Consider the following 20,863-nt stretch of genomic DNA (forward strand, 5'->3'; position numbering starts at 1 on the left):
CCTACCTTTTTCGTCTTTACTTTTTGGGTGACCAGTTTCAATGGTGATGAATCGACCTCGCACATCCCGCCAGTCAGTGCCGCGGCCCGCAGCGCTGGGCTTGCGTAACGACGATCGGACGCGCGCTGACCTGGAAGATTTGGGGTGGTACAACGAGGAGTCCCTACAGCTGTTGTGGGGGCTTGCCGGAGCCAGCGACCCCAAGCTGGCGCTCGTGGCACTAGTGCGGCTCAAAGGCGCTCTCGACGAGCTGGAGCAGGATGGAAAGCTGGAGAACTGGGCCACCTGGTCTGGCCTCGATGAGGCCATGCGTGAGCAGGTTCCGCTGCGTACGCGTATGTTTGCGCTGCTCGGGGGATCGAGTGCACTGGGCGATCACCTGGTTGCGCACCCAGAAAAGTGGATTCTGCTCCAAGCTGAGCTTCCCACTGAGGCAGACATGTTCCGCGAGATGCTCTCCAGCGTTGGGGCTGTGCCCGAGGTCATCGAACTCACTGATGAGGCCAGTCTGGAAAAGCAGGAGGAACCGGAGTACCGCAAGCCGGTCGTTGCGCCCGCCACGCTTGAAGGCCCCGGTTTGTACCGTGCGAAGCTCACCGGCCGTGAGGCCGAAGTTGCGATGCAGTGCGCCTACCGCGACTTGATTATGCGTATTGCGTGCCACGACTTGGCTGGTACGTACCCACGGGGTCCCCGCCGCCCTGGACAGCCACAAGTCCCATTCCGTCAGGTCTCGGAGGCACTCAGTGACTTGGCGGATGCAGCGTTGACGGCTGCACTGTCTGTGGCTGTTCAACAGGTCTTTCCTTCCGCACCGGTCTCAACACGCCTGGCCGTAATCGCCATGGGTAAGTGTGGTGCGGAAGAGCTGAACTACATCTCCGATGTGGATGTCATTTTCGTCGCAGAGCCGGCGGATGCCCGAGCTACTCGTCTAGCCAGCGAATTTATCCGGATTTCTTGCCACTGCTTCTTTGAGGTCGACGCGAATCTCCGCCCGGAGGGCAAGTCGGGTGCACTCGTACGCACCGTGGATTCCCACGTCGCTTACTACAAGCGCTGGGCTGAAACCTGGGAGTTCCAAGCGTTATTGAAGGCGCGGCCGATGACAGGCGATGTCGAGCTGGGCCGCGAATACATCGATGCTCTAGCCCCGATGGTGTGGACCGCCTCTCAGCGAGACTCTTTCGTCGACGACGTTCAACGCATGCGCGCCCGCGTGGTACAAAACGTCCCCGAAGAGCTTCGCTACCGAGAGCTCAAGCTTGGACGCGGTGGTCTGCGTGATGTCGAGTTCGCGGTGCAGCTGCTGCAGTTGGTCCACGGTCGCTATGACGATAGCCTCCGCGTGCTGCCAACTGTGATGGCACTCGATGCACTTGTCGAGGCTGGCTACATCGGTCGCGAAGACGGTGCCGCGCTGATTAACGCCTACGAATTCATCCGTCTGCTGGAGCACCGCCTGCAGCTGCAGAAGATGCGACGGACGCATTTGTTGCCCGCCGAGGACGACACCGAAGCTCTTCAGTGGCTCGGTCGAGCCTCTGGCCTCGTCGGTGAGGGCGGCACCGATGCCAGCAAACCGCTGGCCAAGCAGGTTCGACTGGCCAGCTCGCAGATCCGCTCCCTGCACAACAAGCTTTTCTACCGTCCACTGCTGAACTCCGTGGTGGAGCAGGACATTGGAACCCTGCAGCTATCGGCCGATGCGGCAAAGCGCCAGCTGGCCGCGCTGGGCTATCAGTACCCGGATCGCGCCTACGAGCATCTTTCTGCGCTGGCGGCAGGCACCTCGCGCAAATCGCGTATTCAGGCGATGCTCCTACCGACGCTGATGGAGTGGCTATCTTCGACGCCAGATCCCGACGCGGGTCTGCTCAATTATCGCAAGCTCTCTGAGAAGCTCCACGACGAAACCTGGTTTCTGCGAACGCTGCGCGATGAGGGCATCGTCGGTCAGCGGCTGATGCGCGTGCTCGGTTCTTCGCCCTACGCGTCTGATTTGATTATGAGTGCGCCGGACGTAATTAAACGGTTCGGCGACGGTGCGTCCGGGCCGAAGCTACTGAATACCGACTCCGATGCAGTCGGGCGTGCGCTGGTCGCAGCGGCTGCCCGTCACAACAGTCCAGCTAAGGCCATTGGTGTGGCACGTGCGTTGCGCCGTGCAGAGCTCGCGCGCATTGCCTCCGCGGATCTCTTCGGGCTGATGGATGTGCAAGAGGTCTGTCACTCTCTGTCGATGGTGTGGGACAACGTGCTCGAAGCTGCCCTCGCCGCCGAAATCCGTGCGTGGTCGCTGGAGCATCCTGACTCGGAGGTTCCGGGCGTTATCTCCGTGATTGGTATGGGGCGACTTGGCGGTGCTGAACTGGGCTACGGCTCCGATGCCGACGTGATGTTTATCTGTGAACCTCGCAAGGACACCGAAGGAACGCCGCTTGTCGACGATTCCGAGGTAGTCAAGTGGGCAACCAGGATTTGTGACTCGTTGCGTCGTCGACTGGCAAAGCCAAGCCAGGACCCGCCACTGGAGGTCGATGTGGACCTGCGTCCAGAAGGACGCTCGGGCCCGATTGTCAGGACCCTGGATTCCTATGTGACCTACTACGAGCGCTGGGGTGAAACCTGGGAGATTCAGGCACTGCTACGTGCTACCTGGATTGCCGGCGATAAAGACCTCGGCACCCGCTTCCTCAAGGCCATCGATTCGCTGAGGTACCCACAGGGCGGAGCTGATGCCAAGATGGTCCGCGATGTCCGTCGTATGAAGGCGCGTGTTGATTCGGAGCGACTGCCGCGCGGCGCTGATCGGCGTACCCACACCAAACTCGGTTCCGGCGCACTGACCGATATTGAATGGACTGTGCAGCTGCTAATCATGCTGCATGCCCATGAAGTGCCGGAGTTGCACAACACTTCGACGCTGGAGTGTCTGGAAGTGCTGAAAAATCGCGAGATTCTAGATGCGGAGGATACCGACGCACTTCGGGATGCCTGGCTGATGGCGACGAATGCTCGTAATGCGCTGGTGCTCACGCGTGGTAAGCGCACGGACCAGCTGCCACAGCCGGGGCGTCAGCTGACTCAGGTCGCAGGTGCTGCAGGATGGGATGCATCGGATTCCAACGGTTTTATTGAGCACTATTTGCGTCTGACTCGCCACTCCAGCCGTGTCGTCAATCGCGTGTTTTGGGGTGAGGAGAACCCCGACCACGAGTAGCCCGGGCAGAGGTCTGCCGAACCTTGCTGCGAGGCTCATTATGCGGCAGCGGGGTGCAGCCTTTGTCTTAGCACGGCGACCGGGCATAATGGTGGGCTATGGAACGCAACGTCGATTACTCGGTACGCCCTAGGTATGAGGATTTCATTCTCAACCTCGATGGCACTGACCTGCGTTTTTTATTGAGCCGCACGTGTCCAGCAGCTGACACCTCAGCTGCTGGACAAGAGGCGGTGGAATTGCTGATGTCACAGGATTCAGCGCATACGGCGCTGTCTTTTTGTGATCCCGATGTTCTCGATGTGGCTCACTTAGTTCATATTCTGGAGGATTCCGCATCGCTGGATACCCTCGCAGAAGTGGCCTATTGGGCATCGGATGCGGACGTGATGGCACACGATACGCCGAAGGGTGTTGACCGCAAACGTCGTCGCGTCGGCAAGCAACAGCTTGAGCATGTGCTACGCCGTGGCCAGCGCCAGGGGCTCGTGTGGGAGGAACCGGCGGGCGTGTGGCATGTGCCGCCACATATTTCGGAGGTGTTCCCGGCGGAACCGAGCCTCAGCTTCCGCGTCGCCGACTTGGTGGCGAATATGCCAGCGGATGTGCTGAGTCGTCGTATGGAGCGCATGGGGCTGGAGCCGGATAGCGCGCGCGGAGAGGGTGCACCGCGAGCTCTGAACGCCAGCGATTTGACGGTGCGCAATTTGCAGGCTCGCCAGGTGGAGCAAATTGCAGGCTTCCTCTGCGATCCGGTGAAGGTGCGGGCGCTGGTGATGACAGCGCCGGTGGATATTCGCAATGAGCTGCGTTGGATGGCAACCGACGAGAAATACTTGCCCTCCTACATGTGGTCCGAACTGCGTGCCGACGCGGTGCGATGGGCCGAAGAGCGTCTGCTGCTGACTGTGGTTGAAGAACCGGCGATGCCGGTATTCGAGCAAGAGGCGGAAGCACACAACGGGCCGACAGAGGTTGCCCGTCTGGTGGGCGCAGTAGCGTTGGCGCTCAAGGGCGACATGTGGTCGATTCGTAAGCCGCATCCGACGGAGTCTTTCCCGGCAACGCTGGAGTCAAAGGAGTTGACCGAAGCTTCTGTGGCTGCGGTGGCGTTTGCTTCGGCGTTTATGGATGCTGCGGGCAGCGGCGACGGGCGCCTGAAGGACCCGTTGCACATGTATGAGGAATCGAGCCTGCTGTGGATTCAGGACTTTGCAGCATCAATAGGCGCGAGCGGTTTCGCGGCGCCCTGGATTGTGGAGATGCTGGTCAACGCGGGACTAATTCACGCTGACAGCGGGCATCCGACTCCGCGCGCACTGCAGTACTGGTACAACGCCGATGCCTCGACCCGTTGGGCGTATCTCGTGGCGGGCTTCCTCGTTGGTCGCGGTCCGTGGCACGGTGAGTTTCCGTGGGTGACGGTGGGTGTCGATGATTTGTCGCATGCCACCCTTGCTTACGGCTACCCGTTTGCCGCACGTGAAGTAGTGTCGCTGGCCGCGCAGCTGGAGGAAGACCAGAAGTTCTATGGCTGCTGCGTCGAAGGGCATATGGCTTGGAATGTCGACAACCTCTGCGCTCGCAACGGCGCTGATGGGGACGCGATGGTCGGTTGGCTGCTGGAGCAGGCCGGCATCTTGGGCATTCTCTACCATGGGCACGCCTCGTGGCAGGCCATGGCCATCATGTATGCCTTGCACGACATTTGGCTGACTGATCAGCATGTCGGAGCTCAGCGTATCGCTGAACTCATCGCTGAGTATGCCGCTGGCCAGGTGCCGACGGCGGAGGCAGTCCAGATTGCCCGCCTGTTCAAGGATGCCGCGCCTAACGAGCGTCTGGCTGCCACACTGGATGGCGTCGCCAGTAATCAGGTTGCCCTCGCGTTGGACTTCATCGGTGACCGCGAAACCTGCGCGGAAACCTCCCGCTGGATTATTTCCGAGGAGAGCCTGCGTCGCGCATGCCTCGCGGTTGACGGTGACGTTGATGTCCTGTTTTCCCAGCTGGGGCCACTGGTCAATAGTTCTATGAAGCTGGTCATCTACGCCGAGCTAGTCCGCATTACTAAGACCGAGAAGTTGCAGGAAATGTATGAGCGTGAGGCCGTAGAACCAACGCCTTCGCTTGACGACGCCCCGGAGAACGCAGCCCCCGAAACTGACACCGGTGAGCGCGTTTCCCATGGTGCTCAGACCGATGGCAGCGAACGCACGGCGGATAGCGGCCACGCAGACACCTCTGAGCAAGCGGACGACTCGGAGGACTCGGACGACTCGGAGGGGCTGGAAGGGCCAGAGCAGCTTTCGCTGTTCTAACCAATCTGTCTCTCGGCTTCCTGTAGTTCCTACTCCGTAGGTTCCAGCTCAAAACGGCTCTGCTGGGCGACAAAGCGTGCCGCCGCACGCTTTGCGACCAGCAGGCCAACGAAACCAATCGCCCACACACCGACGACAGCCAACCAGCCAATGCGGAAGGTTTCCCAGGTGTAGTTTCCATCGGGAGCTGCAATATCCAGCAGGAAGCCGACACCTTGTGCGGCGAGCATGGTGGCCACAAAACCGCCCATATTCGCCAGCCCAGTGCCGGTGGCGAGTACCTTGCGATCGACCTCTTCGCGCACTGAGTCGAAGCCGAAGTTGGACATCGCACCAAGACCGGCCATGAGGATGTTGACCACGATAATTGCCCAGTACGCTGGTGGGTTGCTCGGTGCCAGGAACACAATCCAGACGGCCATGTTGATAAACGCGATTGCGACAACAACCTTGATGCGGTCGCGGCCGGTGCGTGCCGACACCATGCCCATCAACGGCCCGGCGATAATTACTGACAGCGTGTTAATGACCAGCACCACACTGGCCTCGGAGGGCTTAAGCCCCATACCCAGCATCATCAGAGGCATGCCCCACAGCAATGTGAAGATGCACTGATGCATCAAACCAGTCCAGTGCGTGAAGAAACCCTGCCAGCAAACCGGGTGAGTGGTCACAGTCTTCAGAGTCTGGCCGATAGTCAGTTTCTCTTCGGCTGCGGCAGAGGCTCCGCCCTCAGCAGCCGTCTTCGCGGCCTTTTTGGCGGCGCGGCGTTCACGAAGTGACATCCTCGCTGTGGAGGAGTTCTCCGGGACGTCGGCAAGCGCGATCATGCCTACGATGGCGATGAGAAGACCTGCGGTGCTCAGCGACAGGAACGCGGGTACCCACCCTGCGGCGTGCAGAATCGCGAGGAATGGGACAGCAGAGATGAACTGACCGAGCTGGCCAAGACCAGCCGTGAGCTGTGTGAACAGCGGAGTGACGCGCAGCGGGAACCATGCGGGAAGCAGGCGCATAGCACCGAGGAATGCGGTGGCATCGCCGGCGCCGATGAATACACGAGCGATGACAGCCAGCGGATACGATGTCGTAAACGCGATGATGACCTGGCCCAGCGCCATGATCAGTGCGCCCACGACCATGGTTTTCTTGGCGCCGACGCGGTCAATGATGATGCCCGTCGGAATCTGCGCCAGGGCGTAGACACCAACCTGCACGGCGGTGAACAGCGCGAGTTGGGAGGCGTTGATATGGAAGCGATCGAGCGCCTCGACGCCAGCGACACCCATGGAGGTGCGGCCGACGATGGCAACGATGTAGGTAATCAGCGCCGCCAGCCAGACGGCAATCGCGCGGCCAGTGACGTGCTCGCGCGGGTCCTTTGCCACCGCGGTGGAGGGCTGATCTGTTGATGAAATCTGATCTTTACCGTTACGCTGCTTTACCACTCGCCACATTGTAGACCCCATCAACTAACCGGCCTGAAGTGGGGGTCGCACCGGGGGTCTAGGTGACCCGATCATGCTCGCGGCAAATTACCTTTGTGCCTTAGCCAGAACTTCCTTCACGAAGTCCGCAACCACCAGCCGTGAGACCTTGAAATCAATTACGGCAACGGAAGCCTCATCGGAGTTGGAAACGTCATGGAAATAAGCGTCGAGCTGGGCAAAGTCTTCAGGTTTGCCGACACTGAAACCGTGAGCGCCATAGGCGCACCCGACTGCGGCGAAGTTGTAGTCGGCAATCTCCATGGACGAGGTGTCCAACCCGACATCGCCAAACTGGTGCAGCTCCGCGCCGTAGGCAGCATCGTTAATGAACACCACACAACCGCCACGACCACGCCGCAGCTGCTCGATCGCCGCAGGTAAATCCGCAATACCCATTGTGCCGCCACCGTCACCGGCGACTAGCACACAATAGTCCTCGGGCCGTGCCGCCGCGAGGCCGACAAGCGAGCCCATGCCCAAACCAATTGACTGAATTGCCGTGCCCACAATCACTTGCTGCTGCGGACCAGGTACATCGAGATACTTCGGAACCCATCCCAGGAAATGGCCACCGTCAGTACACACAGCGCGCTCATTGGGCAGGATACGATTTAGATACTGCAGGCACGCCCGCGGATCCAACCGGCCATCCGCGCACGTCAGCGACTCGACCTGCGCTGTCGTCGGCAGTGCCTTCAACTCCGCACGCCATGTGCTTGACGACGATCCCAGCGTCTCACCCATTGCGCTATCTTTGGCTGTCTGCGCCCGAGATTCCAGGGGCTTCTCCAGCTGCTCTGCCAGGACGGGCAGAAGTTCCTCCAACTTAGCCAATAGCGGTGTCACCGATGGCTGAGCGGCGGGATGGGGCTCGTCTACAACCTGGATAATTTTCGCGTCCGGTGCAAACATGTTGCCGCCACGGTTTTGGAAAGCGTTGAAGCTTGCTCCCAGGAACAGCACCATATCGGCCTGTCGAGCTAGTTCTACCTGCCACGTATGCGCAAAACCGCCCACGGTGCCGATCTGCCACGGGCTGGAAAGCACATGACGAGCCATCGCTGAGTGCATAAACAGTGCCCCTACACTGTCCCCGATGCGGCGGACTAGCTCGGCGGTATCGGAGAGTAGCACACCTCTACCAGCAATAATGAGAGGGCGACGGGCAGCCTGCAGTTCCTCTGCCAGCGACGTGACAGTTGACTCTAACCATTCTGGTCTGCTGGTGTGTAGATGCTCCTGGTTAGCTGACTGTGTTTCAGACGCAGATGTCGTTATCTGTGCTTCTTGGAGGTCATAGGGGAGCAGCAGCACGACAGGCTGCCGAGAGCTCAGTGCGTGCTGGACTGCAAAGTTTGCGTCGTCAAGCGCGGACTCGGGAGTAACAGTGCGATGGCAGACGTCGAGGGCGTCGAGGAGCGCCGCCTGATTGAGGTCAAAGGGGCGGGGGCGTTCCGGGTGCGTGCCGACGACAAAAATAAGCGGGATACGGGCTACGCGAGCCTCCGCCAGAGTGGTTAGCGCATTGGTGAATCCTGCGCCACAAGTGGCGGTCGCGATAGCAAGCCCTCCGCCTGCGCGGTGGAAGGCATCGGCGGCCCCGACAGCAGCCGATTCGTGTCGGACGGAGGAGTAGCCGAATCCCGATTCAGTAAGGGCTGACGTGAAGTGGGAGTTCGCATTGCCGATGAGACCGAAGCAGTGGTCGCAGTGCTGGGCCAGTGTGTCGGCCAGCGCCCGCGAGACCGTTGTGGTCTTTTGGGAACCTTCCTGCGGGGAAGACGCGGGCGCGTGGGGCATAGGACGGCTATTAACTCGAGTGAAACTCATGTGAACAATTGTGAGGTAACCACGGGGGTAATAACAGCCCTATAGCCCAAGATAATGCCGTTTGCCCTTAAAAAAGAGGGCACTATTCCACATCGCTGCTGCGCGGATGGGGGCGTTGAGCTAGATCGGCTTTAAGCCACGTTGTCGTCGATGAATTTCTTCACCACATCGACATCGTTCGGAAGCTCGGTAACGCGGCGTGGGGCATTTATGATGTCCGCGAAACGCTCCGGACAGTCCGGCTCGCGGCCGGTGGCTTCCAGGATGGTCTCGGAGAATTTCACCGGCAGGGCGGTCTCCAGGCAGACAATTGGGGTGGATACCTGGTCTACCAGGCCGCGGGCGACGTGGATGCCGTCAGCGGTGTGCGGATCGACCATGACCTCCAGGCGCTCCCAGCAGTCCTTGATGGTCTCGACGCGGTCAGCGTGGGTGGAACGACCGGAGAGGAACCCGTACTTGGCAGAAGCCTCCGGGAAGATTGGATCAGCAGTAAGAGAGAAGCCGCCCTCCTTGACCTTGACACCAAAGAGGTCTGCAGTCCGCTCAGCATCGCGCCCCAGCAGATCGAAGATGAAACGCTCGAAGTTAGACGCGCGGGAGATATCCATCGATGGGGAAGAGGTCGCCTGTGTCTCCGCAGCGCTGCGCACGCGGTAGCCGCCCGTGTGGAAGAACTCATCCAAGACATCGTTTTCATTGGTAGCCACAATCAGGCGGTCAATTGGCACACCCATCTGACGTGCAATATGACCAGCGCAGATATCACCGAAGTTGCCGGTCGGCACACTGAAGCTGACCTTCTGCGAGTTATCGGCCTCAGCACCGTTGCCGCCAGTGACACGAATCCACGACGAGACGTAGTACACAATCTGAGCCATCAGGCGAGCCCAGTTGATGGAGTTGACTGCGCCAATGTGGCGGCTGGCCTTGTAATCCAAGTCGCCGGAGACAGCCTTAACGATGTCCTGGCAATCATCGAAGACACCGTCGAGGGCGACGTTGTGAATGTTGGCATCCTGCAGACCAAACATCTGAGCCTGCTGGAAAGCGGTCATTCGACCAGCCGGCGTTAGCATGAACACGCTGATTCCCTCACGGCCACGCATTGCGTACTCGGCCGAGGAACCCGTGTCACCAGAGGTGGCGCCGAGGATATTCAGGGTCTCGCCACGACGAGCCAGCTCATACTCGAAGAACTCACCGAGCAGCTGCATCGCCATATCCTTGAATGCCGCTGTGGGGCCCATGGACAAGTGACCGATGTAGAGCTGATCTTCCAGCTTCGTCACCGGCACAATATCCGGATCGGAGAACTTCGGGTAGGTGTACGCCCGTGCACAGATACCGCGCAAATCCTCCAGCGGAATGTCGTCCACAAAAAGGCTGACGACCTCTGCAGCCAAGGCTGCGTAACCGTCGTCGACAAGCACGGAGCGCCAACGCGTCAAAGTGGCATCGTCAACCTGTGGGTACTCGACCGGCAGGTAGAGGCCGCCGTCGTTAGCGAGACCTCCCAGGAGAATGTCTGAGAACTTGTGTGGCGTGCGCTCTGGGTCGCGAGTCGAAATGAAGTCCAAGGCGGGCCCCTTACATGTATGCCAACACCCGCCGCATCGGCCTATAAGAAGGCCTTGTGAAAGATTGCGGCGGGGTTGACCGATGGATGTTTTCTTTAATTTTTACATATGTACTGAAGCCAGTCAGGCCTCGGCTGCGGAAGATGCGGAATTGGCCACTTCCGCGTCGAAGCTGAGCTCTTCGGAACGGTCGACGACATCATCCTTGGCGAAGCGGTTAACGATCATGGCAATTGCGCCGTCACCAGTGACATTGCATGCGGTACCGAAGGAGTCGATGGCGATGTAGGCGGCAATCATCAAAGCGACCTGCTCCTGATCGAAGCCGAGCATGGACTGCAGCACACCGACCGCGGCCATAATTGCGCCACCCGGAACGCCCGGAGCCGCAATCATGGTGATACCCAAAGTGAGAATGAAGCCGATGGCCATACCCGGCGAAACCGGCTTGTCCGCCATGAACATCACCGCAAACGCGAACAGGATGATCTTCATCATCGAACCGGCCAGGTGAATGGTCGCGCACAGCGGCACGGTAAAGCCAGCGACCTTCTCCGAGACACCATTCTTCAGCGCGGCCTTGTAAGTCACCGGAATGGTAGCGGCCGAGGACGAGGTGCCGAGCGCGGTGGCGTAGGCCGGCAGCATGTTCTTCAGGGATTGCCACGGGCTGCGGCCAGCGATGGCACCCGCGATGGAGAACTGGATTGCCAACAGAAGCACGGTGCCGATGACTGCCAGAACGAGCACCTTGAAGAACATCGACAGCGTCGTGGTCAGGTTGCCGTTCATGCCCATAGACAGGAACATGCCGAAGATGTAAACCGGCAGCAGCGGGATGATAAATGCCGAGATGATCTTCATAATCACATCGCGCAGCTGTGTCGCACCGCGGTAGAGCGAGTCCGACTTCACGGTGGTCATCGCCACACCGACCGTGAAAGCCAGCAGCAGGGCGGTCATGACGTCAAACGGCGGTGGCATCTCTACATTGAAGAAGCTCTCCAGCGCGCCCTCATCAATATCCACCGATGCACCGGCCTGATCAGCGCCGAGCAGCCAAGGGTAGAGCCCCTGGGTAGCGGCGTAGGCCAATAGGCCCGAAAACACCGTCGAGCCGTAGGCAATAGCAGTGGTAATACCCAACCACTTTCCGGCACCACGGCCCAGGCTGGCAATCGCCGGCGTGATGAGGGCAAAAATCAGCACCGGGATAAAGAAGCCCAGAAAGTTACCAAAGAGGCCATTGAAAGTGACAAAAATTCGAGCCAGCCATTCCGGGAAGAAAAAGCTGCAGACAATGCCCAGAATAATCGCGACAATAACGCGGAATAGGAGCGTTTGCGTAAAACGCATTCGGGTACTCATAGTCAATCCTTGTTCGGATGGAATTTACTTCTCTAGCGTGCGGTATTTACGTTAAGCAACGCAAATGACCGGGTGTGGTTTTACGCCTTTTCGGCTACCTCTTCTGTAACGGCCTCGTCGGCAAGCACACTCGCCGGGCGATTTGCGCGCTGCTTTCGCGTGATGACGTCAATTGCGTAACCAATCACCACCGCTGCCAGAGTCGGCAGGAACCATCCGAACTCGATGGTCTGACCAGGCGCGAGACTAAGGAAGTCCGCCAAAGCAGAACCGCCGACACCCAAACCGGAGAGTACTGAGATACCCGACCAGATGGTGGCAACCCAGACGCCCAGGCGGTAGGTGTAATACAGCTTGAAGGAGTAGGAAATGACTGGGTCGAGAAGTGTCAGTGCAATCAGCGTGATTGCCGGCGGGTAAATAAAGGTGATAATCGGCGCGGCAATCGCCAGTACCTGAGACAGCCCCTGTGTTGCCATTACGAAGGACATAACCGTGAAGACAATCGCCCAGGCCTTGTAACTGATACCCGGAAGCAGCAGATTGAAGAACTCACTGGTTGCGGCAATCAGACCGACGGCCGTGGTCATGCATGCCAGCAGAACGATGAGACCGAAGACAATCTGACCGCCCTGACCCATGGCCTGTTTGGAAGCCTCTGCGAGGATGCCCGAGCCGTTATCGAAGGAGGCAGCATTCGGCAGCACCTGGCCGACATAGCCCAATCCCAAGTAGATGATGGCCAGCAAAATGCCGGCGAACAGGCCTGAGATCATTGTGCCGCGAACCATACGCTTGCCCTCTGGGACACCGCTGACGCGGAGGGCAGAAATGACAATGATGCCGAATGCAAGGCCGGCGATGGAGTCCATGGTGAGGTAGCCCTCGACTAGGCCGGAGGCAAATGGGGTAGAGGAGTACTTTTCAATTGGCGCAGCCGGAGCGGCATCGAATTTGAATGCCGACATTCCAACCAATACAACCAAGAGAATCAGCAGAGCCGGGGTGAGAATCTTGCCCAGTTTGGACACAATTTCATTCGGATTCCACGCCAATGCCAACGCGATACCGAAGAAAACAAAGTAGAAGGACGCAGCGGCGGCCAGCGAATCACTGCCGAAAATCGGCTGGACACCGGTTTCGTACGACACGGCACCGGTACGCGGCAGAGCGTAGAAAGCACCGATGGAAAGGTATGCGATTACCGGGAAGCCCAGGGAAAAGATGCGGCCCGCGCGGAACGCTAGGTCACGTAAATTGCTGCCTGAAATGGCGATCGCAATGATGGCCAGAACTGGCAACGCCACACCGGTGAGCAGGAAGCCGGTGATTGAGGGGCCAAAGTTGGTACCGGAATCCACTCCGAGCTTCGGCGGGAAGATGAGGTTGCCCGCGCCGAAGAACATCGAAAACAGCATGAGCGCTGTAACAACGATTATGGAAGCGAAAGACTTCGGGGACTCCACTCCGCTCGACTTGGTCATGAGAATTGTGTTCTTTCTAAATTAGTGTCGCCCATAAGGTCAAGGGCGATGCTGCATGCTGCTGTGGCGACGCCGTTGTTGCTGGTGCTGCGGTGGCGCAAACGCCCGTTACAGCAGCGCAATTGCAGTTCGTGTGCCCATGTAGATGACAGGCCACGATGCCGAAAACTGACACTTTAATGTGAAATTGTGAATTGTCACGGGCTGGGTGGAGCCTGTTGCGTGAATTAAGTTGTGGCTTGTATGAGCCGTCTTTATTTGAACTATTAAGGGGCTTCGACGGCGTTGGTGGTGCCGACGAAGGCACTCTATTTATCCTAATGGGGCGTTCGAGAGAGGGAAAATCAAGAAAATTCCCAGAAAGTTCGCTGCTCGTGATCGTTCGATGCGCCAATAAAGAAAGAGCCTGGCACACACTTTACGCTGACCGTGTGTGCGCCAGGCTCAGTAATAATTCCGTCGCTCTACAGCAGATCCTTCACCTTCGGATCCACCAGCGCGGTCACTGCGGCCTTCGCATCGGCCGCAGTCTCGGCATCGACAGCGTACGCTGCCATCTGCTGGCAGGTAGCGCGGTCGTGGAGGCGGAGAGCGGCGCGGACGGCCGGTACCTTCTTGGAAGCCATGGACAGCGAGCTCACGCCGAGACCCACCAGGACCAGTGCCAGCAGCGGGTCACCGCCGGCTTCACCGCAGACACTAATGGGCTTGCCGGTAGCATTGCCGCCCTTGCATGCGGACTTAATCATTTGCAGTACCGCTGGTTGCCACGGGGAAAGCAGATCCGCCAGAGCCCCCTGCATGCGGTCGGCCGCCATAGTGTACTGCGACAAGTCGTTAGTACCAATGGAGGCAAAGTCCACAATGGACAGCAGCTGCTTCGCGCGAATTGCTGCTGCGGGGACCTCAATCATGATGCCGACCTTCGGCAGGCCACGCTCACGCGCCCTGTCCGCAAACCACTTTGTTTCTTCGACCGTTGCTATCATCGGAGCCATAACCCGCAGGTCAGCCTTACGGCCGGTGGCATCAAACGCAGCGGCGAGTGCATCCAGCTGCGTATCCAGCAAATCTTCCCGAGCCTGCGACAGGCGCAGTCCGCGGCGACCCAGCGCCGGGTTTTCTTCCTCGCCTAGGTCGGCAAAGCTCAGCGGCTTATCCGCACCCGCATCCAGTGTGCGCACAACCACGCGTCGCTCACCGAATGCCTTCAGCACACGAGTGTAGGTTTCCGTTTGTTCTTCCAAACTCGGAGCCTTGTCGCGGTCGAGGAAAAGGAACTCAGTACGGAACAGGCCGGTGCCCTCATTATCCTGCGCTGCTGCAGACTCACCATCTTCCGCCGTACCAATGTTGGCCAGCAGATTCACAGGGTAACCATCAGCGGTTTTGCCTGCGCCCACAGACTGCGCCAGGGCGGCTTCCCGGCGACGAGCGCGCTCTTCCAACTCGGCGACCTCATCGGCGGTCGGATTCGCAATCACCTCACCGGCACCACCGTCAATGGCGACAAAGGTACCGGCCTCAAGTTCCATGACGCCCTTCGCCTTAACGACGGCCGGAATGCCCAGCTGAGCTGCGAGGATAGCCGTGTGGCTGGTCGGCCCGCCACCAGCGGTGGCGATGCCTACGACCAACTCGGGATCAAGCCCCACGGTTTCGGCGGGCGCGAGATCGTCGGCAAGCAGAATAGTGGGGGTGGAGACATCCGGGACGCCCGGCTTTGGCAGGCCACGCAGCTCGCAAATTGTGCGGTCGCGAACATCGTAGAGGTCGGTGACACGTTCAGCCATGTAGCCGCCGAGGCTTGAGAGGAGCTGCGCGTAGTCCTCAACGGCATCGTGAACTGCCTGGGTGACGCCGGAGCCCGCCTTGAGTTTCTTTACCACAGCCTTGGCGAGTGCCCTATCGGAAGCCAGTTGCGCAGTGGCCTCCAGAATCGGACGCGCCTGCGGGCTGGAATGCTCAGCCTGCTTCTTCAGCGACTCTGCGACGTTGGCCATCGCTGCGCGGACGCGCTCACCATCGGCGACAGGGTCGGTCGACGACGGCTCTTGGGTATCAACTCCCGGAGCGGGGAGTACCTTTACTACTTCAGCGCTGGCCGTACCGGTCGAGACACCGATGCCATAGATGACAGTGTGCTGCTCGTTCATTGCTTCCGATCTCCTTTTCGGGACCTCTGCGGGGAGACCCGTCGGTCGTGGTGTGCCGTGGTGTTATCCAGGAGTGTTGTAGCTGGGCTTACTCGGCATCCAGGTCGCGCTCGAGCATGGCAGCGAGCTCGTCCAGAGCTGTAGCTGCGGAGTCGTCCTCACAGCTCAGCGTGACTTCATCACCGTGCTTAGCGCCGAGGGTCATGACCTCCAGGATCGAAGCGGCATCGGCCTCTTCGTCATCGAGGGAAATGACAATGTCGTAGTCGTACTCAGCAGCAGCCTGAGTGAACAGGGAAGCCGGGCGAGCGTGCAGGCCTACGGAGGAACCGATGGTAGCGGTACGAGTAATCATGGTTGAATCCTTTCGGGTCGAGTGTGTGGAATTCTCTGACTCAGGCACAGAGCCTGTACACCCCACCGCGGGTGCGCCGCCCGCTGGTGCTTGCTTAGCATCAACGTCGCGCACGCTTCGGGAAACCCCGGAGGCGGTGGGAGATACAGCCGCTGCCTGCACAATGCGTGCAATGTGCAGGGTGAGGTAGGAAATTTCGTCTTCCGTTAGCCCCGACCCCAGACGCAGTTCAATGACTGCGGATATGCGCTGTGCGCAACGATATGCCTCTGGGGAAGAGTCACGGATGGCCTGGCCAATAGCGGAGGAGTGGTCTTTCAACTGCTCATGCTTGGCAATCCGGACGAACAGGTAGCGCAGGTGCGTGATGAAGCGTCCCACATTGACAGTCTCTGGCTCCAGCGTGATGTCAAAATCACTTTCAATGATTGTGAGCAGCTGCTGCAGCACGCCCGTCATGGTGTAGGTGAAGCTCAAATCGCCTGTAGAAAAACCAGCATTGACCAGGTGTAACGTAATTGCCACCGATTCTGAGCGGGGCAATGGCGCTATACGACGGTCATTGAGAGCGCGATTGATATGCGACAAAATGGCCTGCGCCTGCGCGTACTCTTCACTATAAAGTTGGCTGACTTCCGCGAGCAGCGGGTAATCAGCTCGCTGCCCGTTAGCTGCCCTCATGATGGCGAAACCAATGTGATCGGCCAACGCCACAAGAAGGGAAGCGTTCTTTGTCATTGATTCCGGCAGACCGGCCGCGGTTACCGCATCGGTCACAAGAGTGATGTGGGCCAACGGAATCTCTGTGAGCATCGTGGCAATATGGTCTGGATCGCGGCCTTCCGCTGGGACAAAGATTCGAACAACTTTGCTCGAATCAACCGACTGCCCCGGGCGGGCCTTGAAGCCAATGCCGCGGCCGGTGATGATTTTCTCGCCGGCCGCGTCCTTGGCCAGGACCACGTTGTTATTGAATACTCTTAAGATTTCCATGTCGGTAACCGTGAACTCCTCCATAAGTTGAGGGATTTCAGGCCGGTATGCCTTCTAGAAATCAATTATGGCTGAACTTCGATGACCGTGTCGCCGGCGTGGACGGAGATGCCGGCGACCGGGGAAACCTTGGTCAGCTTCTTGGTATTGGTGATGGTCATCAGTGTCGTGGTTGGGTAACCAGCTTCCTTGACCTTGTCGAAATCGACTTCGGCAAGAACATCGCCGGCCTGGACGTGCTGCTTCTTGGAAACCTGGACATCGAAGCCCTCACCGGCCATCTTGACCGTGTCAATACCGACGTGGACGAGTACCTCCACACCGTCATCGGTCTTAATGCCGAAGGCGTGACCGGTCTTGGCCACGGTCATCAACGTGCCCGATACGGGGGCGACCACGGTGGAACTGGTCGGCTTGATTCCGACACCGTCACCGAGAGCACCGGAGGCAAAGACCGCGTCGCCGGCATCGGCAAGGTTGACAACCTCACCGGCAACTGGGGCCTGTACTTGTACAGGCTTGGTAGCAACGGCCGTTGCGGCACCACCGACGCCAGCTGCTGCGGCAGCCGGTGCGACAGCCTCGGTGTTGGTACCAGGGTCACCGGAAGCCTCCGCCGGAGTGGAATCGGAGCCACTGGAGGCAGCGTGTGGGGTGTCGTCGCGGGGCTCGTCGTCAAGCTCTGCAGCGCGTGCGGCCTCGGCCTCTGCCTTCTGCTCTGGTGTGCGGTAGTCGGTGAGGATGATTGCGAACATGGCGACGAAGAATGCCACGGCGATGGAGATGGCGTAGACCCACATCGGCTTGAACACGACGGTGGTCAGCAGCGAGGTGAAGACGAACGCGTTGGTCTGGACGCCCTCGTACGGAGCGGAAAGAATGGCGATGGTCAGACCACCGGCGAAACAGCCGAGCAGCATGCGCGGGTAGATCCGCTTGAAGCGTAGGTGAATACCGTAGAGGGACGGCTCGGAGATACCACCGAAGAGACCAGCGGCGAGTGCACCGGTTGCCGTCTGGCGCATCTGAGTGTCGCGGTCGCGCATGGAAAGAACCAGCACACCGGCGGTTGCGCCGAAGCAGGCGAAGTTCCAGGTGCCCATTGGGCCTTGGATGAAGTCGTAGCCGAGCGTCTGGATATTGACCAGCATCAGCGCATTCAGCGGCCAGTGCAGGCCCAGCGGCACCAGGAACGGGTAGAGCATCGGGATCAGAATTGCGAACACGAACGGTGCGTGCGAGTTCATCCATGCCAGTCCTGCGCCGATACCGTTACCCAGCCAGATGCCCAATGGGCCAATGAGGAAGGCGGTCAGCGGAATCATGATCAGCATGGAGATAAACGGTACGAAGACCATCTGGACGTTTTCCGGGAAGACCTTCTTCAAGTTGTGGTAAACCACAGCCAGGATCGCGACCATAATCAGCGGTACGAAGACCTGTCCACCATAGTCGTTGAGCTGCATCGGCAGACCAAAAATGTTGGCGGTGAAAGCCTCAGTGCCCAGCGATTCGTTGACTTCCCGGACAGTGTCGGGGAAGCGCTCAGTATCGCTCAGGCTCATAAACTCCGGCGTCATCAGTGCAGCCATAATGGCTGCACCTAGCCATGGATCCACCCGTAGTTTCTTCGCCGCATTGTAGGCGACCATGATTGGCAGGAAGTAGAAGACGCTGCGCCACATGGCATCAACAAAGATCCAAGTAGCGGACTTATCATCGGCGCGGAAATCAACGACTCCGAATGCGTCGAGTACAGCCGCAATCGCGATGATTAGCGAGGCTCCCAGAAGCACGCCCAGAATCGGGCGGAAGGAATCGGAGAGATACTCGAAGAAGTTGTCCAGCCACGCGTACTTGCCGCGTGCCTTTGAACGGGCCTCTGCCTTTACATCTGCGTCGGATTTAGTGGCGACCGCGCCGGCGCCCTTCATTTCCGGTAGGTGCTTAATTGCCGTGTACATCGATTCGACGCCACCGCCACAGATGACCTGGTAGCGATTGTCGCCCTGGTGAACGACGCCGAGTACGCCCGGCACGTTGTCAATCTTGTCCTCGTTGATCTTGGAGACATCACCGAGTTCAAAACGCAGACGCGTCGCACAGTGCGTCATGCTTGTGATGTTTCCGGGTCCACCGAGGTTTTCAACTATTGCCCTCGCGCTGGAATCTTTTGACGACCCCATCGTGACCTTCCTTCGCGGTAAACAGGGCCGTTAAACGCAAAAAAGACCCGAGACACCACAAACTGTGGGCCTCAGGTCTTGCCTCAAAAGAGTAACAACCCTGGGTTGATATCTATTGATTTCGACCCTACTCCGTTTTACATAGTTTTGGCAAGGTAGTAATTCAAGCCCAAATTTTACATTTGGGGACAGCCCGGATTTCCTGTGGACAACCGCATGCAACTTCCTTCGCGGTCAACACGGAAGTCGTAAGGTGGCAGCTATGAGGATTGGAGTTTTAGGCGTAGGAGCAGTGGGCGGCTGGTTTGGCGGTCGCCTCGTGCAAGCGGGCTATGATGTTGTCTTTCTCGCCCGCGGTAAGACCCTGACACGTATTCGTGAGGCGGGGCTCACGCTTATCGACGAGCACGGGGAACGCAGCACTATCCCCGTTAAGGCAGCCGACAACTGGGACGAACTCACTGCCGATGGCATCGGCGTCGATGTTGTGTTTGCGGCAACCAAGGCGCTGCCGGGCAATGATCCTTTCCCACAAGTTCCGGCTGGAGCTGCGGTAGTGACCACCCATAACTCGGTGGAAATCCCTTATTTGGCAGCGGGGCGGTTCGGTGAGGACAAGGTGTTCCCGGGTGTTATCCGCGGTTTCTTTATTCACACTGGCCCTGCGGAAGTCACCTTCCGCCCAGGACCGATGAGCCTGAGCATCGGCACATTCGATGGCTCCACTAATGACCTGGTCGGGGAAGTTATCGAGGCATTGCACACGGCTGGGCTCGGTGGCGAACAGCTCCCGGATATCTGGGGCGATATCTGGGCAAAGGCGATGTTCGTGGCTAACCTCGGTGCACTAGGTGCCCTGGCTGATAGTCCGATTGGTTACTTGCGTTCGGAAATGCGCGACAGCTTGACGCGGATGTTTGAAGAAACTGAAGCAGTTGGTAGAGCCTGCGGTGTCGCGCTGCCAGAGGACATCGTGTCGCGGACCTTGGCCTTTACTGATGCTCAGGGGTACGACAACACCTCGTCGATGCAGCGTGACTACACCGCGGGGCTTGCCAATGAGCTCGATGCCCAGATTGGCGCAATCCGCAGGATGGGGCAGAAGGTGTCAGTGGAAACACCGACACTCGATCTGGTGTTTGGCGCTCTGGTTGGGCGTCAACAGAACCACGAGGATTAACAGCTGCGACGCGCAGTTAAATCAAACCGGAATTGGGGGATTGGAAAGACTGATGAAAATTGGATCGGACTACACGGAAAACAATGGGCTCATCATCGGTGAGGATGAATTGGCTCGACCGGCGTGGGCGGCTCACAGCGAGCTGCTGAGAGAATATTACGATACCGAGTGGGGGATGCCGGTGCGTGATGAGCAAGGACTATTCGAACGGCTCAGCCTGGAAGTATTTCAGGCAGGACTGTCGTGGGAGACAGTTCTGAAGAAGCGGCCCGCGTTTCAGCAAGCCTTTGCGAACTTTGACCCCGATGCGGTTGCTGATTTCGATGACGAAGATGTCGAAAGATTGATGAATGATGAACGGATCATTCGGAATCGCAGGAAGATAACCGCAGTAATCAATAACGCCGAGGCGACTATTGCTCTGCGTGAGCACGGCGGCTTAGCCGAGCTGATGTGGTCGTTTAAACCGGAGAAGTCTCCGGAGCCACGTTCAATCGAAGAGGTTCCCAGCTTCTCCGAGGAGTCCAAGGCGCTTGCCAAGGCATTGAAGAAAGCCGGTTTTAAGTTCGTAGGCCCCACCACGGTCTTTGCATCAATGGCTGCCGTGGGGATTGTCGATATCAACATTGTTGGCGCACATCGGCGCGGTGCATCTGGCGTTTTTGACTAGGCGAGGGGGGGAAACTAGGTGAGTGGG

12 protein-coding genes and 1 pseudogene are annotated in these 20,863 nt (G+C 58.8%); 4 read left to right on the plus strand and 9 right to left on the minus strand.

What is annotated here, in order from left to right:
- The first annotated feature begins 40 nt into the window (after positions 1–40).
- Together HMPREF2860_RS09755 and HMPREF2860_RS09760 are read left to right on the plus strand one after the other, a co-directional pair.
- A complete protein-coding gene (locus HMPREF2860_RS09755; RefSeq protein ID WP_070628853.1) occupies positions 41–3,223 on the plus strand; it encodes a bifunctional [glutamine synthetase] adenylyltransferase/[glutamine synthetase]-adenylyl-L-tyrosine phosphorylase in 3,183 nt (1,060 codons plus the stop codon).
- A gap of 98 nt (positions 3,224–3,321) precedes the next feature.
- Positions 3,322–5,544, plus strand: coding sequence for a hypothetical protein (locus HMPREF2860_RS09760; protein WP_049181603.1), 2,223 nt, complete (start codon positions 3,322–3,324; stop codon positions 5,542–5,544).
- Between the two features lie 29 nt (positions 5,545–5,573).
- Here the strand turns inward: HMPREF2860_RS09760 and HMPREF2860_RS09765 are convergent, their stop codons facing one another.
- The 9 genes and pseudogenes from HMPREF2860_RS09765 to HMPREF2860_RS09800 form a co-directional block, all read right to left on the minus strand.
- The gene (locus HMPREF2860_RS09765) at positions 5,574–7,001 is read right to left on the minus strand and encodes an MFS transporter (protein ID WP_070628854.1); all 1,428 of its coding nucleotides are present in this window, start codon (positions 6,999–7,001) and stop codon (positions 5,574–5,576) included.
- Positions 7,002–7,079: 78 nt separating this feature from the next.
- Positions 7,080–8,864: a thiamine pyrophosphate-binding protein gene (locus HMPREF2860_RS09770; RefSeq protein WP_239393072.1), complete on the minus strand. Its 1,785-nt coding sequence runs from the start codon at positions 8,862–8,864 to the stop codon at positions 7,080–7,082.
- 131 nt (positions 8,865–8,995) lie between these two features.
- Positions 8,996–10,444, minus strand: a complete 1,449-nt coding sequence (thrC, locus tag HMPREF2860_RS09775) for a threonine synthase (protein WP_070628856.1) — start codon at positions 10,442–10,444, stop codon at positions 8,996–8,998.
- Between the two features lie 123 nt (positions 10,445–10,567).
- Positions 10,568–11,812 carry a dicarboxylate/amino acid:cation symporter gene (locus HMPREF2860_RS09780; protein ID WP_038625930.1) on the minus strand — a complete coding sequence of 415 codons (1,245 nt, stop codon included), beginning with the start codon at positions 11,810–11,812 and terminating at the stop codon, positions 10,568–10,570.
- Positions 11,813–11,892: 80 nt separating this feature from the next.
- Positions 11,893–13,296 (minus strand): branched-chain amino acid transport system II carrier protein, encoded by a 1,404-nt coding sequence (gene brnQ, locus HMPREF2860_RS09785; protein ID WP_070628857.1) that lies wholly within the window; start codon positions 13,294–13,296, stop codon positions 11,893–11,895.
- Positions 13,297–13,760: 464 nt separating this feature from the next.
- Positions 13,761–15,452: a phosphoenolpyruvate--protein phosphotransferase gene (ptsP, locus tag HMPREF2860_RS09790; RefSeq protein WP_038625926.1), complete on the minus strand. Its 1,692-nt coding sequence runs from the start codon at positions 15,450–15,452 to the stop codon at positions 13,761–13,763.
- 88 nt (positions 15,453–15,540) lie between these two features.
- Complete coding sequence (locus tag HMPREF2860_RS11300) at positions 15,541–15,807, minus strand: HPr family phosphocarrier protein (RefSeq protein ID WP_239393073.1); 267 nt, start codon at positions 15,805–15,807, stop codon at positions 15,541–15,543.
- Positions 15,808–15,984: 177 nt separating this feature from the next.
- A pseudogene (locus HMPREF2860_RS11305) lies at positions 15,985–16,824 on the minus strand (PRD domain-containing protein); the annotation flags it as partial.
- 41 nt (positions 16,825–16,865) lie between these two features.
- Entirely contained in the window at positions 16,866–18,986 is a 2,121-nt protein-coding gene (locus tag HMPREF2860_RS09800) for a glucose PTS transporter subunit IIA (protein ID WP_038625924.1), read from the minus strand.
- A 262-nt stretch (positions 18,987–19,248) separates the two neighbouring features.
- Between HMPREF2860_RS09800 and HMPREF2860_RS09805 the strand changes: the two genes are divergently transcribed.
- Together HMPREF2860_RS09805 and HMPREF2860_RS09810 are read left to right on the plus strand one after the other, a co-directional pair.
- Complete coding sequence (locus HMPREF2860_RS09805) at positions 19,249–20,166, plus strand: 2-dehydropantoate 2-reductase (RefSeq protein WP_070628859.1); 918 nt, start codon at positions 19,249–19,251, stop codon at positions 20,164–20,166.
- 52 nt (positions 20,167–20,218) lie between these two features.
- A complete protein-coding gene (locus HMPREF2860_RS09810) occupies positions 20,219–20,836 on the plus strand; it encodes a DNA-3-methyladenine glycosylase I (RefSeq protein ID WP_049181595.1) in 618 nt (205 codons plus the stop codon).
- Positions 20,837–20,863: the final 27 nt, after the last annotated feature.

It is taken from the genome of Corynebacterium sp. HMSC064E10 (assembly GCF_001812505.1).
Classification (GTDB): Bacteria; Actinomycetota; Actinomycetes; order Mycobacteriales; family Mycobacteriaceae; genus Corynebacterium; species Corynebacterium amycolatum.